The 13,368-nt window shown below is 59.1% G+C and carries 23 protein-coding genes and 1 pseudogene; 14 read left to right on the plus strand and 10 right to left on the minus strand.

The window, feature by feature from the left end; translation table 11 throughout:
• Positions 1–2 precede the first annotated feature (2 nt).
• The 10 genes from BLP82_RS31785 to BLP82_RS28565 all read right to left on the minus strand — a co-directional run bounded on the left by BLP82_RS31785 (position 3) and on the right by BLP82_RS28565 (position 6,124).
• On the minus strand, positions 3–227 hold the full coding sequence (locus BLP82_RS31785; RefSeq protein WP_170842393.1) for a hypothetical protein: 225 nt from the start codon (positions 225–227) through the stop codon (positions 3–5).
• A 4-nt stretch (positions 228–231) separates the two neighbouring features.
• The gene (locus tag BLP82_RS28525) at positions 232–540 is read right to left on the minus strand and encodes a hypothetical protein (protein ID WP_092176448.1); all 309 of its coding nucleotides are present in this window, start codon (positions 538–540) and stop codon (positions 232–234) included.
• A 58-nt stretch (positions 541–598) separates the two neighbouring features.
• Positions 599–1,600, minus strand: a complete 1,002-nt coding sequence (locus BLP82_RS28530; protein ID WP_092176452.1) for an RNA-directed DNA polymerase — start codon at positions 1,598–1,600, stop codon at positions 599–601.
• Positions 1,601–1,970: 370 nt separating this feature from the next.
• A complete protein-coding gene (locus BLP82_RS28535; RefSeq protein ID WP_092176456.1) occupies positions 1,971–2,327 on the minus strand; it encodes a four helix bundle protein in 357 nt (118 codons plus the stop codon).
• A 53-nt stretch (positions 2,328–2,380) separates the two neighbouring features.
• The gene (locus BLP82_RS28540) at positions 2,381–3,001 is read right to left on the minus strand and encodes an Lcl C-terminal domain-containing protein (RefSeq protein WP_092176460.1); all 621 of its coding nucleotides are present in this window, start codon (positions 2,999–3,001) and stop codon (positions 2,381–2,383) included.
• Positions 3,002–3,078: 77 nt separating this feature from the next.
• The gene (locus BLP82_RS28545; protein ID WP_092176464.1) at positions 3,079–3,687 is read right to left on the minus strand and encodes an Lcl C-terminal domain-containing protein; all 609 of its coding nucleotides are present in this window, start codon (positions 3,685–3,687) and stop codon (positions 3,079–3,081) included.
• A gap of 81 nt (positions 3,688–3,768) precedes the next feature.
• Entirely contained in the window at positions 3,769–4,023 is a 255-nt protein-coding gene (locus BLP82_RS28550; RefSeq protein WP_256576683.1) for a hypothetical protein, read from the minus strand.
• 56 nt (positions 4,024–4,079) lie between these two features.
• Complete coding sequence (locus BLP82_RS28555; RefSeq protein ID WP_092176471.1) at positions 4,080–4,361, minus strand: hypothetical protein; 282 nt, start codon at positions 4,359–4,361, stop codon at positions 4,080–4,082.
• A gap of 323 nt (positions 4,362–4,684) precedes the next feature.
• A complete protein-coding gene (locus tag BLP82_RS28560) occupies positions 4,685–5,068 on the minus strand; it encodes a LuxR C-terminal-related transcriptional regulator (RefSeq protein ID WP_092176476.1) in 384 nt (127 codons plus the stop codon).
• Between the two features lie 360 nt (positions 5,069–5,428).
• Positions 5,429–6,124, minus strand: coding sequence for a S24 family peptidase (locus BLP82_RS28565; RefSeq protein WP_092176541.1), 696 nt, complete (start codon positions 6,122–6,124; stop codon positions 5,429–5,431).
• Between the two features lie 145 nt (positions 6,125–6,269).
• On the opposite strand from BLP82_RS28565, the gene BLP82_RS28570 reads away from it, so the two are divergent.
• The 14 genes and pseudogenes from BLP82_RS28570 to BLP82_RS28635 form a co-directional block, all read left to right on the plus strand.
• A complete protein-coding gene (locus tag BLP82_RS28570) occupies positions 6,270–6,500 on the plus strand; it encodes a transcriptional regulator (RefSeq protein WP_092176481.1) in 231 nt (76 codons plus the stop codon).
• Between the two features lie 158 nt (positions 6,501–6,658).
• On the plus strand, positions 6,659–7,363 hold the full coding sequence (locus BLP82_RS28575) for a phage regulatory protein/antirepressor Ant (protein WP_092176486.1): 705 nt from the start codon (positions 6,659–6,661) through the stop codon (positions 7,361–7,363).
• Positions 7,363–8,112: a DnaT-like ssDNA-binding domain-containing protein gene (locus BLP82_RS28580; RefSeq protein WP_092176490.1), complete on the plus strand. Its 750-nt coding sequence runs from the start codon at positions 7,363–7,365 to the stop codon at positions 8,110–8,112. Before BLP82_RS28575 ends, BLP82_RS28580 begins: the two co-directional genes overlap by 1 nt.
• On the plus strand, positions 8,109–8,792 hold the full coding sequence (locus BLP82_RS28585; RefSeq protein WP_092176494.1) for a replication protein P: 684 nt from the start codon (positions 8,109–8,111) through the stop codon (positions 8,790–8,792). The genes BLP82_RS28580 and BLP82_RS28585 overlap by 4 nt, the downstream gene beginning before the upstream one ends.
• On the plus strand, positions 8,785–8,988 hold the full coding sequence (locus BLP82_RS28590; protein WP_092176498.1) for a hypothetical protein: 204 nt from the start codon (positions 8,785–8,787) through the stop codon (positions 8,986–8,988). The genes BLP82_RS28585 and BLP82_RS28590 overlap by 8 nt, the downstream gene beginning before the upstream one ends.
• The gene (locus BLP82_RS28595) at positions 8,985–9,416 is read left to right on the plus strand and encodes a VRR-NUC domain-containing protein (RefSeq protein WP_092176502.1); all 432 of its coding nucleotides are present in this window, start codon (positions 8,985–8,987) and stop codon (positions 9,414–9,416) included. Before BLP82_RS28590 ends, BLP82_RS28595 begins: the two co-directional genes overlap by 4 nt.
• Entirely contained in the window at positions 9,413–10,696 is a 1,284-nt protein-coding gene (locus BLP82_RS28600; protein WP_092176507.1) for a tyrosine-type recombinase/integrase, read from the plus strand. Before BLP82_RS28595 ends, BLP82_RS28600 begins: the two co-directional genes overlap by 4 nt.
• Positions 10,697–10,698: 2 nt before the next feature.
• On the plus strand, positions 10,699–10,917 hold the full coding sequence (locus tag BLP82_RS28605; protein WP_092176511.1) for a hypothetical protein: 219 nt from the start codon (positions 10,699–10,701) through the stop codon (positions 10,915–10,917).
• Positions 10,914–11,231: a hypothetical protein gene (locus tag BLP82_RS28610; protein ID WP_092176515.1), complete on the plus strand. Its 318-nt coding sequence runs from the start codon at positions 10,914–10,916 to the stop codon at positions 11,229–11,231. The genes BLP82_RS28605 and BLP82_RS28610 overlap by 4 nt, the downstream gene beginning before the upstream one ends.
• Positions 11,232–11,234: 3 nt before the next feature.
• Complete coding sequence (locus BLP82_RS28615) at positions 11,235–11,798, plus strand: hypothetical protein (protein ID WP_092176523.1); 564 nt, start codon at positions 11,235–11,237, stop codon at positions 11,796–11,798.
• Positions 11,799–11,997: 199 nt separating this feature from the next.
• Positions 11,998–12,330 (plus strand): phage holin, lambda family, encoded by a 333-nt coding sequence (locus tag BLP82_RS28620; RefSeq protein WP_092176527.1) that lies wholly within the window; start codon positions 11,998–12,000, stop codon positions 12,328–12,330.
• A gap of 60 nt (positions 12,331–12,390) precedes the next feature.
• Positions 12,391–12,576 (plus strand): hypothetical protein, encoded by a 186-nt coding sequence (locus BLP82_RS28625; protein WP_092176532.1) that lies wholly within the window; start codon positions 12,391–12,393, stop codon positions 12,574–12,576.
• Positions 12,567–12,941 (plus strand): HNH endonuclease signature motif containing protein, encoded by a 375-nt coding sequence (locus BLP82_RS28630; RefSeq protein ID WP_092176537.1) that lies wholly within the window; start codon positions 12,567–12,569, stop codon positions 12,939–12,941. The genes BLP82_RS28625 and BLP82_RS28630 overlap by 10 nt, the downstream gene beginning before the upstream one ends.
• 159 nt (positions 12,942–13,100) lie before the next feature.
• Positions 13,101–13,368: pseudogene (locus BLP82_RS28635) on the plus strand (phage terminase small subunit P27 family); the annotation flags it as partial.

Raw genomic sequence — 13,368 nt, forward strand, 5'->3', positions numbered from 1 at the left:
TTTCAATGAACTGCTGAGCGTACTGGGGGGGCGTCGAACATCGGAGACAGGCGGACGCACTTTTTACCTGCCATGATCTTCTCCACATAATCCTCTACTGCCTCCTCCCACTCCCGAATCGTTCGCTCAATCCGCCTTCCATCTACAATTTTGTGGGTGCTTGTGTTTTCTCTGGCCTCTTCGCGAGCCCAGTTTTCACTCATTCCGAATACGGCGAATGTGGTCATGACTTTACTCCAGGCGGTCGAGAGCTTCTTTAAGCAGCTCGTTGACTGAAAATTGTTTTTCTTCGGGGTCCATCGCGCGCCGGATGAGATCACTGGCGTCCGACATGTAGGTGCGAAGCAGATTGGCTTCGTCCTCGGCGTCATCTGCCTGGCTTTCGAGCATGCGAATATCTTCGCGAAGCTCTTCCAGTCCAGCGTTCGGGTCTATGTCTCCGGACGCTATCCTGCGAGCCAGCTCGTCGGCAGCGTCGGGGTCCAGGGATGCATAGTGGAAAAGCTCATCTTCCTTTAAGGCATTCGCGGGAATACTCATTGGCAGTCCTCCAGGCATGCGCCAGCCTCGCCGGTTGGCGTGATTCGAGTTTGTGGGGTTACTTCTTCGGGTAGGTCTTGGTCAGGCTGCCGTTGACCGTGTGCCCGCGCTTCAGCAAGACGCGGGCGAGGGCTGCCCGATCCTTCTCGCTATGGCTGGCCTGACTCAGCAGGCCGAAGTAGCTGTTTGCGGTTTCTCGCAGATCCTCGGCGGGCGCCTGGGCCGTTCGCTTCAGCGCCTGAGCAAGGGATCGCTTGCGAGTAGTGCGCCGCCAGGGCTTGATGACGTGCCCGACGAAATCCACGCCCCGGTCAACCGGCTGCAAGATTGTCTTGCTGGGGTTGAGCCTGGCGCCCAGGCTGGGCAGGAACGCCTCAACCTGGGCCAGCCAGGCGTTGAGTTGTTGCGGCGACTCATGCAGGAACACGAAATCATCGACGTAGCGGACATAGTGCTTGGCGCCGAGCTGGTGCTTGGCGAACTGATCCAGGGCATTGAGATACACGTTGGCGAAGAACTGCGACGACAGGTTGCCGATAGGCAAGCCCAGGCGTGCAGGTTGCGCGGTCAGGCGTTTGTGCTGTGGCACTCGGTTGAACAGATGGGCCGGGCTGCGCACCTCGTAATCCTCGCGAGGGTCATGCATCAGGATCTGTTCAGCGAGGGCCAGCCACCACGGCTCGGTGATCTTGGAGGCCAACTGCCGACGCAACACCTCCTTGTCGATGGCGACGAAGAAGTTCGCCAGGTCGCATTTCAGGTAAAAAATCGGCTTCGACCAGTTCTCGCTGGCGCTGCGGATTTTCGACTCAAGGCGCTTTGCGGCGTACAACGTGCCGCGCCCGGGTATGCACGCGCAACTGTCCGCTATGAAGCTGGCGTAGAAGCGCGGTGCCACATGGTTGTACAGCAGGTGGTGGACGACGCGGTCCCGAAAGGCTGCTGCCCAGACTTCCCGGGCTTTCGGTCGGGTGACCACAAAGCAGATGGATCGGCCTGGCCGGTAGGTGCCGGCGGTCAGGTCGTTGTGCAGCTGGATCAGGTTCCGTTCCAGGTCCATTTCGAAAGCCAGCGCGCTGTCGCTGTTGCGCTTGGATCGTCGGCAGTCGTAATAGGCCTGGACAAGATCGCTGAACGGGTAGGGACCAACGTTCGAATCTGCGGACGGGGCGGACGCGGAGCTCGTTGTTCTTGTCGTTGTTGTTCTGATTGCCATCATCGAAGTTCATGTTGAATGCGTTGTTGGCGGAGCGCTGCGACCTATCGTGCTATCTACGTCGCCAGGCCGAAGGCGGAGCCGATCAGCGAGGAAACTGCGCGAGACCTACACGGACGCTTTAGACCGGCGGTATCTCTTGTGCGCATGGCGGTGGCCCGAAGGCCAGCGGCACGACCAGATTCAATTCGCACAGACCAGAAAGCCGTAACTCTCAGGTGGCGGGCGCGGTTGGGGTGGAGCGTTTCCAGGCGTTGGCCTGCTTGCCAATTGAGGTGGTCACCTCGATTGCCTTGGCATGCTGCGGGACGCTGATAAAGCGGCTTTCCTTGAAAAGCCGCATCAGGAACTCGATGACCTGGACCTTCTCGACCAGCGAGGTCAGGTGTGGATGTTTGTCCCGGGTCGAGTTGGCCCGGGCAATCAACATCAGCACGTCGATGCACTCATCGATGACGCGCTTGCCCAGGGACTGCTTCAGGTCCCTGGGTATGTTTCGGGTAAGGTTCGTCGCCATCTGGAGCAGGCCCATCGAAACCTTGTAGATTTGCAACTCCGTGTGCATCGCCATTGGCGCGCCCTCCATGGGCCACCGGCCGCAAGCGGCCGGATTAAATAAGCAAATTAATCAATCAATTGACTGCGGACGGGGCGGACGCGGAGCTCGTGGCCCTTGACGCTGTAGCCCTGATAGCCATCACCGAAGTACATGTAGAATGCGCCGTAGGCGGAGCGCTGCGTTGACGACCAGTAGGCGCGATCCTGGAATGCTTCATGGCCGTCTTCCTGGAAGGCCTCAATGCTGGTCTGGGTCGGCGACTCATCGGTGTACAGCAGGCCAACCGGCTCGCTGTTGGGGTTGTCACCGTTGCGACCGTAGGCCCAGTTCTCTTCGGTCGTGGGCTTGAAGTGACGATACTGCAGCTCTTGCACGTCCCGGGCCGGGATCGCCCAGTCGGTAAAACCGGCGATGTCCAGGGCCAGAACCTTTTGAGCCAGTTCGCTGCCGGCCGCCGCCATGGCCTCGGTGTTGGCCCGGCTGTCGGTGAAGCTGTCGGCTCCGTCGATTTTCTCGCCGTACTTGCCCCAGGCACCGACCAGCTCATACTCGGCGCCGGCGGTGATGTTCAGGTAACGCTTGCCGGTGTCCGGGTCACGAGTGATGCCGGAGAAGAAACCGCCGCCGAAGGCCTGGCCGATTTCCGGGATGGTCACTGCTGGTGCTGCTTGAGCTGCTGCGGACATGGTCTTTCCTCTTTTCTAAGGCAACAAAAAAGGCGCTGCTGCGCCCGGTGCCGGATCAAGAACGAATGGATGAAGGATTAAATAAAGAATCTGCGGACGGGGCGGACGCGGAGCTCGTAGTCCTTGGCGACGTTGGTCTGAAGGCCATCATCGAAGCCCATGAAGAATGCGTAGTAGGCGGAGCGCTGCGAACTCGACCAGTAGTAGCAGTCCTGGGCGAAGACCTCGGGGCAGTTCAGCCAGCCCTGGTACAGCTCGGCGGCGGCAGGCAGGTAGAAGTCATGATGACCATCGGCCTGGTACTCGGCGCAGGCATTTGCGGCCGGGTGCTCGTTGTCATCGCCGTTGCACAGCACTTCTGTGTTGGTGTGGCCGTCGGTCTTGCTGAGGCCTTTCACCTCAACTCCACGGCCACCCCACTCATGGTCGCCGACATCGCTCGCAGCGAAGATCAGGTAATGCGCCGGGACATCGCCGCGAGCAGCAACGTGGCCGCCGTTAATGCCGCCTTGGCCGGGCCAGTACTCGCCCACGGCCGGAATGGCTGCCGGCGCGACGGGCTCAACGTTCGCTGTCGGCGGAAACACCACCGCGAACGTGCTGGCGAGTGCCAGCCTGGCAAGGGATGACGCCGGCATCTTGATCGTGGCGTCGCCGTGCTTCAGGGTGATCATTTCGGGCTTCATTGGTATTCCTCTGGATTGAACTTGGAGGCAAGTCGAGCCAAGGCTGGCGCCGGCGCTGCCGTACCTGGTTGTTGAGCCGCTTCATTTAGCGGAAGGGAACTTGATGCCGTTCTCTTTGGCCGTGAGCTTGGCGCGCTTCACGTCCATGCCCATTGCTTTGGCCGATTCATGGATCGTTTTCCCGGCTTCGGCCAGGGCCTTCAACTGCGGTGCGTCCTTGTCGCGAGCCGCCTTAAGCTTCTCGCTGCGAGTGCTTTTGATGGGGCCGCCGCATTCGTTGCTGACGCCGCTGGCGATTTCCTGAACTACTTTGCCGGCGCCGAAGAACTGTTCCATTTTCTGGTTCAGGTCCTGGATGATTGCGTCCCGAGGGTTGGGCATTGGCTCGCCGATCATTGCTCGACACCCTGCAGCGTGACCTTTACGCCGTCGGCCCGAGCTTCGAGCACCTGGGCGAAGTTGATGGCTGCCTTCCAGGTCCAGCGGAAGCCCTTAGTCAAGCCGGTGGAACGCTCGACGATGTGATAGGCGTTGCCCTTGGTGACGACCTGATAGCGAATCTTGCTGACTGGCACGGGCTTGCCGATCATCGCGTAGAACTCGGCGGCGGCTGCCGTGGCCCGGATTTGAAGTGCGATGTTGCCTTCGACGCGGGCTTGCATTGCTGGGTGCATGGCTTATCCCTCGGTGTTGAGTTGCGTTCATTCGTCAGCACTCTGGCCGCCGGCTGTTTGCCGTTGGGCGCCGGGGAGAGTGCTGACGAAAAAAGGCAGGTCGAAAAAAAGCCCGATCGAGACCGGGCTTTCGTTGGCTTCACACAGACCTCCCTATGTGAGCGCCGAGTGCCTTCGTTGGAAGGGCTTGGTCTGAGCTACTTCATAACGGTCGTCCTCCTGGTGGGTTGATGTGGGATGCAGGCGGCCGGCACTGCCCGGCATGTATCAGGCCTGGTCGCTCGTACCTGAACGACCCCGCGAATCGCCTACAAGGATGCTGTTCATGCCGTAAGCGCCGGTCGCTCCGATTGGCGCACGACTCTCACCTGGGCGGTGCGCCGCTCTGGAGCTCTGCGGTCGCGCCGCATGGCGTCATCGCCGATCATTGCGTGCACTGCAATCAGTGTCGCGAGTGCAAGGCATATCGGCGAGATGATCTGTCGGCGCATGGCTTCGGCGATCATTGCCGTCTGACGATTTACACCAAGCTTAAACATGGCATTGGAGAGCCGCTTAACCACTGTGCCGGGCTCAACGCCAAACACCCTGGCAATTTCTTTTGCCGTCATGCCCTGTGCAGACGACAAGACAAACTGAAGTTCTCGCGGCGCCAGACCCCGACCGAGGTGGCCCTTCCATGCGCCGCTGACGATTGTTGCTTCCATCAAGCTGCCTCCGGTTGTTTTCCCAATGCACCCGTCACCAGGTGCATCAGTGAAAAATTCCGCGTCCCTTCGGCGCTACTGGCGCGGTACGGGCTCATTCAAATTGTTCCTCCGGCCGCGACCCTGTCCGCCGGATAACTCGATTTGGCGCTTTACGCTGCACGCCCAGGTCAGTTGCCAACCCTCTGAACCATTGAGGCCGGTTCATCGCTGCCTTCCATCTGGCCGGTTGTTATCCGGCGATGGATAGACATTACCTGTGGGTAACGATATAGGTCAATACCTACAGGTAATTATTTTTGAGTTAGCAAAAAAAAGCCCGCTGATAGCGGGCTGGTGGGGTTCGTTTTTGTTCTGGGTCTACAACAGAACTGAGTACCAGAAAACCTTGCCGATCACGATTATGTCTTTTTGCAGCATTTCCTCTGCGCTGTATTCTTCATCGGGGTGTTCTTCCCGATTGTAACTTCGCATCCTGATCCCGCCGCCTGGCGTTCGGTACAAGGTCTTCACTCGCAGCTGGCCACTGTGGTTTAGGGCATACATTTTGCCGTCGGTGATAGTGGTACAGCCCTGGTCAACGCCGACCGTGCTTCCATGAGGAAGCACCGGCTCCATGCTGTTCCCATTGACGGTTACGCATACAGCCTCACTTGGCTGTACATTCTGACGGCGGAGCGTGTTCTTTCCAAACCGCAGCTTCTGCTTAAGGTTAGGTTCCACCGCCGTCCTTCCGCTGCCTGCGGATAGTTCTACTTCCTTAAGGAATGGCACGTACACCTCATCATCATCCAGCGGCGTCTCATCGTCCCAGACCGAGAAAGGGCCCAGGTACTCGGCGTTACTGACAACCTTCTCCGCCGGCTGCATGCCTTTTTGGTCCAGTTGGTAACGCTCGAGGCCGAGCTTCGCTTCGATATCGCGCGCGAACTCCTCCCCAATGTTTTTACTACCAGCTGATGAGGGCGCTGTCGACAGGCAGCGAGATATGTAATTCGCGCTCTTCCCTAAAGCATCGGCCAATCGGGCCTGCTTTCCGTCGAAGCGCTGCTTCATAAGTGCCCGCAAATTTTCGCGGCGAATATCTGAAATTTCCATCCGCAAATCATCCATTACTGTTACCAGCAGGTAAATTCCCCATGGGTATTGCTTTGCGATTACCTGCGGGTAATAATCCGAGGCATCTAAAAGGAGGCCCGACATGCGGACCAAAAATCCTCAACTTCTTGAGTGGTTGAAAACCGCCAGCGATGACGCAGTTGCCCTTACCGGCACTAGCCGTGCGTATTTGCGGTTGATTGCTTACGGCCACAAGACCGCGTCCGCTGAAATTGCGGCTCGTACTGAATCCGTGACCGGCGGCCGTGTAACACGGAAAGCGCTAAGGCCTGATGACTGGCAACAAATTTGGCCAGAGCTCGCGGCCGCCTAAGCAGCGCTTGCTTCGATGAGCATATTGTCGAGGGTTGACCAAGAAAATGGCAGTGCGCCTGATTGGCTGTTCATTCATACAGTGCCAAATCGAAGGCATAAAAAAACCGCCTGGCAGGGCGGTTCTTTCAACAACTGGTAAAACACAGTGGGGCCATTATGAACACGATCGTCGCTCCAAGCAATACGGTCACCATGTCGAGCCGGGAAATAGCCGAGCTCACAGGCAAGCAGCACAAGGACGTCATTCGTGACATCCGGGTAATGCGCAAGGCACTGGCGGAGGATGGCGCAGATCTGCGCCATCTCCGGGAGGCCAAGGACGGGCGGGGTTACACCGCTGAATTCCACCTTGACCGCGTGCTGACAGAAACCCTGCTGACCGGCTACAGCATTCCGCTACGTCATCGTGTCGTGACGCGTTTGAGCGAACTAGAAGACGTGTCGCGACACTCTGTCACGATTCCTCAATCCCTTCCCGAAGCCCTCCGACTTGCTGCCGATCTGGCAGACAAGAACGGCGAGCTGCAGCGCGTCATCACCGAACAAGCGCCAAAGGTCGCTGCAATCAAGCGGCTTGCAGCTGCAGGTGGGGCTATCTGCATCACGGATGCAGCCAAACAGCTTGGTCTTGCTCCGGCGCGCCTCTTCGCCTGGCTTGAGCAGAACCGCTGGATCTTTCGTCGCCGCGGCTGCAAGCGCTGGGTTGCCTATCAGCCTCGCATTACGTCCGGACACATGACGCACAAAGTCACAGCCCTGAAGCCCGACCCGGAAACCGGAATCGAGCGGGCTGCCTTCGACCCTATGGTCACCCCGAAAGGCCTTACCCGCCTTGCTGAAATTTTGCAGGAGGCCGCGTAATGGCCGGCGACTGGATCAAATTTGAACTCACCACTCTGGATAAACCTGAAGTCTGCCAAATCGCCGACTTGGCCGACATTGACCCTGATGCGGTGGTCGGGAAGCTGATGCGTGTGTGGGGGTGGTTCGACCAACAAACCGAAAACGGTAACGCTCCGAGCGTTAGCAAAAAGTTACTCGACCGTCTCGTCGGCGTTACCGGGTTCTGCGAGCACATGAAATCTGTTGCCTGGATGATTGAGCTCGACGGCGTGATCAGCCTTCCGCATTTCGAGCGGCACAACGGCAAGACTGCTAAAAACAGGCTTCTCACGGCAAAGCGCGTGGCGAACCACAAGGCGAGCAATGGAAAAGGTAACGCTCCAAGCGTTAGCAATGCGTTACCTAAAGAAGATGTAGAGAAGAATAAAGAACCTCTCTCTGCGCGTGAGCCCGTTGATCCTCGCATGCCCAGCGAAATGACCCTCGACTGGGTTCCGGACCAGACGCTGCTGAAAACCTACGCCTTCCACCGCGGGCTGTCCCTTGACCTGTTCACCGAATCGGTTCGGGTCGCATTTACTGCTCATTACGAGCCTCAACACCAAGTGAACACCCAGGCTGAATGGGTGGGCATGTTGGTGAAGTGGGTCAACAACGACAAGGCCCGGAACGCTGGATCGAATGTGAAGCAGTTCAAGCCAAAGCAGGCGCCGGCTTCAGACTTCGATGATGACGACACCGACTGGCAGAACGGGGTGAAGTCATGAAGACCGTCTCTGTGATTGCTCAGGACCTATGGGCTAAGGCCCAAGCTGGTGAATTCATCGCTGCTGACGATAGTGGGCCAGTTGCAAGTGAAGCCAGCAGCACGCTGGTGACAGCCATCAACGAGTTGTTCAAGGAGCTGCGTTCGATCCGCTCGGCTTGGCGCCAGGCGTGGCCAGACAAGGAGACCTACCGGGAATCGAAGCAGCAGTGGTTTCAGGCGTTCCTCGAAGAAGGGATCTGCACCCAAGGGCAGATTGATTTCGGAATGGCCCAAGTGCGCAAGCAGCCCGGCGACTTCATTCCAAGCCCAGGTCAGTTCATCGAATGGTGTAAGCCAACCCCGGAAATGCTCGGTCTGCCTCCGCTTTCTGTCGCTCACCGGGAGGCATGCCGCAATGCGCATCCGAGCATGGCGGGGCAGGGACAGTGGTCGCATGACGCCGTGTGGCATACCGCGAAGGAATGCGGATTCGAAAGCCTGAACAAGCTAGACACGGCGCTGAGTCTTAAGCTTTTCGAGCGTAACTACGCGATCACCATCCGCCGACTTTTGACCGGGCTTCCGCTCCAGGCGATGCCCAAGGGATTGCCGGCTCGGGTCGCGGCCAAGGTCACGCCCGAGGTTGGGAACGATGCACTGGCACAGCTGCGCGCCAAGTTGGGAGGTGCCCGTGGCTGATCCGCGTCTCGCTCCCACAAACCCAGCGGATTACCGCTACGCCGTGCACTGCTGCGGGCACAAGCTGGACCTGACCGATAAGCCAGACCGGGCCGTGGCGCTGTTTGAGCACCGCGCCGTAGCGCAACAGTTCGGCCGGATGCTGTGGCCGACCACGTTTGAAATCGTGGATTTGATCACCGGAGAAAAGGTATGAGGCTTTCCACGCCAAAGACCTTCAAGCCGAAAACCGCTCGGGCCAAACCCATAGACCGCGAGGGATTGGAGCAGGCCGCGCTGCTGAAAGAGGTCACGCTGCGGTATCCAGCGGCCGCGAAGCTGATTTACCACGTCCCCAACGGTGGACACCGGCACAAGCTGGTGGCGTTCAAGCTGAAAGAGCAGGGCGTGAAGGCTGGCGTTCCTGACCTGGTGCTACCGATGGCCCGCGGTGGGTACTTCGGCTTGTACATCGAGTTCAAAGCCATGCCGCCGTTCGACGCGGCGGTCTCTGCCAGCCAGGACGCCTACATCCAGGCGCTGACCGAGCAGGGTTATCTCGCCATCGTCTGCCGCGGGCACATCGACGCCCTCGAAGCGATTCGCGCGTATTTACTCCAACCACAAACGAGGGCCGCCGCATGATCACCGTGGCCGTGAAAATTTCCGATGCCGAGATCACTCGGCAAGCCGCGAATGCTGACGTCTACAGCCTTCGCGACCCTGGCAATCCGGGGCTCTATCTGCGCTTTTCCAAAGACCGTGCCCGGGGTTCCTGGTACCTGCTGGCCAAGCGTCAGTGGTACAAAATCGGTTCGTACCCAGGGCTTAGCGCCAAGCAGATGATTGGAGCACTGCCTGATATCCGACTGCGGATCGCGAGCCACGGCGCGGCAGTGGTATCCGAGTGGAGCACGGTCGGTGAGGTGTTGGCGTGGTTCGCCGAGCGCATGGCCAAGGACCGAAACCTTTCGGACAAACGCAAGAAGACGGCAGCGTCGGCCATCAAATGCCATTTGATACCGCGCCTCGGGGACGTGCCGCTGGCCGACCTGGATCGCCAGACCCTGGATAGGTTGCTGATGTGGCCGCTCCAGGAGGTGCTGAAGATCGACACCGTCCGCCTGGTGTTCCAGTTGCTGGCGCTGGCTTTTCGCAAAGCGATGGTCCTGCGCCTGATCGACGTGAACCCTATGCAGGGCATCAAGTTCAGCGATTTCTCCAAGGCGAAGGTGCGCGTAAAGCCGTCGAGGCTTCGTGTTTCTCACCTTGATGAGTTGATTGACAGCCTGAGCCGGGAGTACGAGGCGCGCCCCGAGGAGGCTTTGCTGGCCGTGCTGATGCTGTGCCACGGGAGCCGCGTTGGGGAATCCCGACTGACTGAATGGCCGCACCTGAGCTTGGCCGAGCGCACCTGGTTCATCCCACCGGAAAACACCAAGACCCGGGTCGAGCATTTCCTGCCACTGACCGACCAGGTCTGCGCGCTGCTGGCCAGGCACAGGGCGAACCAGCAGGCCGCCGGCTACACGGGGCGCTACCTGTTCCCGGGACGCAATGGCAAGCCACTGAGCGAGAGTCAGGCCAGTGCAATGTTTCGTCGCATGGGCAAGGGAGAGTGGACCAGCCACGACCTGCGCAAGCTGGCTCGCACCGCCTGGGCGGATATCGGCGTGGACCACCTGATTGGCGAACTGCTGATCAACCACGCCATGGGTCACAACGTGAAGGTGTACATCCAATCGGACGTCATGGCCCGCAAGCGCGCAGCCCTGGAACTGTGGCACGCCAATCTAGACAGCAAGGGTTTTGCCCTGATTCACGGCTACACAGGTGCTACATCTGCTGAATCCGATAAAACGCTCAAAGCCGCACAGCATAAGGGTTGCGAGGCTATCCACGAATCAACCGTAGGCGAGGTTTAAAAATGGCATTCGTGACCGTCAAGTTCACCGCCCCTGGTGGTTATCAGTTCACCGAGCAGCGCGGAAAAGAGCCAGCGCTTGATGAGGTAGTGATGATCGGCGCTGATCCGTTTGTGGTGCGTGCGGTGATGGTTCCCGATTACTGGACCGCCTACGGGGAGGTTAACCAGCACCGGGTCGCTCACGTCGTGCTGGCTTGTAAGTCACTGGAGGCTGCATGAAGAAGTCCCATGGCCCAGCATTCCGCGCCGCCATGCTTGACCTGGCCAAGTGCCCGGCATGCCGTGGCAAGGCGGTGATCAAGGGTGTCTTCCATGAACTGGCCTGCGAGCAGTGCAACGCTTCGGGCTGGGTCACAGCCGAGACCGGCGAGGCGCTGCCGCTGGAGGTGCTGGTGACGCAGCTGAGCATTCGTTTGCAGGCTGCTGAGTATCAAATCGCACAGTTCAATTGCTTCAAGCCTGCCGGTGCTGAAGCGCAATACAAAGAAAACAACCGCCGCGGCGCCGGCGGCACCAACTACACAGGGGACTGAGCCATGGCTATGTACAAAGACGTGATGGGCACCCTGGTACGGGTGCTGGCAGCGGACAACATCGACAACAGTACCAAGCAGTCCTGGCAAAAGCTGATCGACGCCGACATGCGACAGGGCGGTACAGGCAGCACGCTGTCAGTGCGGGACAAGTTCGATTATGACTGCTGCCTGTATGCGCTACTGCACCGCCAGCTTGAGCCAGCGCAGTGGGATGTGCTGGTGGCCAAGTACTCGACTCACAAGGCCAACAAAGTGAGCGCCATAGGTCGCCTGGTGGCTCGCATGGTTTCCCCGGCACCCCAACTGTTCATCTACAAGGCGCTCACTGCCTGGGCAATCCCGAAACTGAGGGGCGTCCAGACAGGCAAGCGCTCAACGGACATGATCGTGTTGCCGGCCGAGTTCTACGACATGAACACATGGGATCTGGCGGGCTCCCCGGAGCGTACGCGCCGCAACTGGCGGGGCGGAATCCACAAGCGTTTGGAAAAGCTCGAAGAGCAGGCTGTGATCCATGCGACCGAGATATTCGACCGTGAGCAAATCTTTGTTGATGCTGCTTGACCTGTTGGCCGACTGGCCGTAAATTAACCCCATCATGTCGATCTTGCGTGTCGTGATACTTCAGCGAGCGCAACGACACACATAAAGCCCCGCCACTGAGCGGGGCTTTTTCGTTTTCGGCTCCTGCACACCCAACGTTCCAAACTGGGGGTGAGCCAGGAGCTGGATCTATTCGCTCCCCGAAAGGGAGGAAGCTGAGATGCCGAACATGCCAGACAAACCAGACACCTGGGCGATAGCGCTTGCGTGGTTGAGCCAGCATTCGCCAATCCTCTACGCCGCCTCGTTGTCCTGTGCAATGGCTGTCCTGCGGATCACCTATGGTGGCGGCACCCGCCGCCAGATGATCGTGGAAGGCGCGATCTGCGGCGGACTCGCCCTGACGATCATCAGTGGGCTTGAGTTCTTCTCGCTCCCACAGAGCATGGCTACCTTCGTTGGTGGCTGGGTTGGCTTTCTGGGTGTCGAGAAGATTCGTTCCATTGCCGACCGGGTCACAGACTTTAAGCTGCCAAGCCGCAAGCCAGAGTAATGGCCTGCAGTGGATGCGCCGCCCGGCGCGAATGGATCATTAAGATGAAGAGGCTTGCATATGAGCGAGCAGCTCAACTCCTTGGAAAGCCTGCTGAGCCAGGTACTGACCGAGCAGGCAAAGCAGACCGCACTACTGCAACGGATGGCCGACCAACAGTTGATGTTGATCCAGGCAATGGCTGATGAGCCGGAAGATCCTGATGCGCTGCCTCTGACATACATGGATGGCAGCCCATGCCTCTAAGGCCAAAGAAGCCGTGCAACGCCCAGGGTTGCAACACGCTCACGCGCAACCCTCGATACTGCGACGAGCACGCTCACCTACTGAAGAGTGCGGCCCGTGCCAGGCCACGCGAGAGCAGCACCAAGCGCCACTACAACTACAAGTGGCAGCAGGCCAGGGCTGGCTGGCTGGCGAAGCACCCACTGTGCCGGCACTGCACCGAGCGAGGCCTGGTGGTTGTGGCAACCGATGTGGACCACATCATTCCGCACCGGAACGACATGGTGCTGTTCTGGGATAAGACCAACTGGCAGAGCCTGTGCGGGCCATGTCACTCGGCCAAGACGGCGGCTGAAGACGGTGGATTCGGCAATGCGCGGCGTTGAAAGCAGAAAACCACCGAAAAAACAGTGAAATCCGTCCAAATGAGAAGGATTCGCGCTCAGGGGGTGGGGGCGGGTCAAAAGTCCAGGCCCTTTGGCTTCTAGACCGCGCCCTCAGCCTTTCTTTCACGACCGCGAAATTAAAAAATCAGGAGTTGCGCGATGGGGGGCACCGCCACGGTCGCCGGCCGTGGTCGCAAACCCAAGCCGACGGCCCAGAAGAAACTCGCTGGGAACCCCGGTAAGAGGGCCTTGAACGAGGCCGAACCGCAGTTTTCAACGGTCACAAATATTGATCCGCCGGACTGGCTGAGCCCTCGGGCCGCGACCATGTGGCGGATGCTGATACCTGAATTATTGCGCGAGCATGTTGTTGCGCTCACTGATTTGCACAACGTCGAAGCGTTCTGCACCGCCTATGACAAGTGGC

It is taken from the genome of Pseudomonas sp. NFACC37-1 (assembly GCF_900101575.1).
Classification (GTDB): Bacteria; Pseudomonadota; Gammaproteobacteria; order Pseudomonadales; family Pseudomonadaceae; genus Aquipseudomonas; species Aquipseudomonas fluorescens_AA.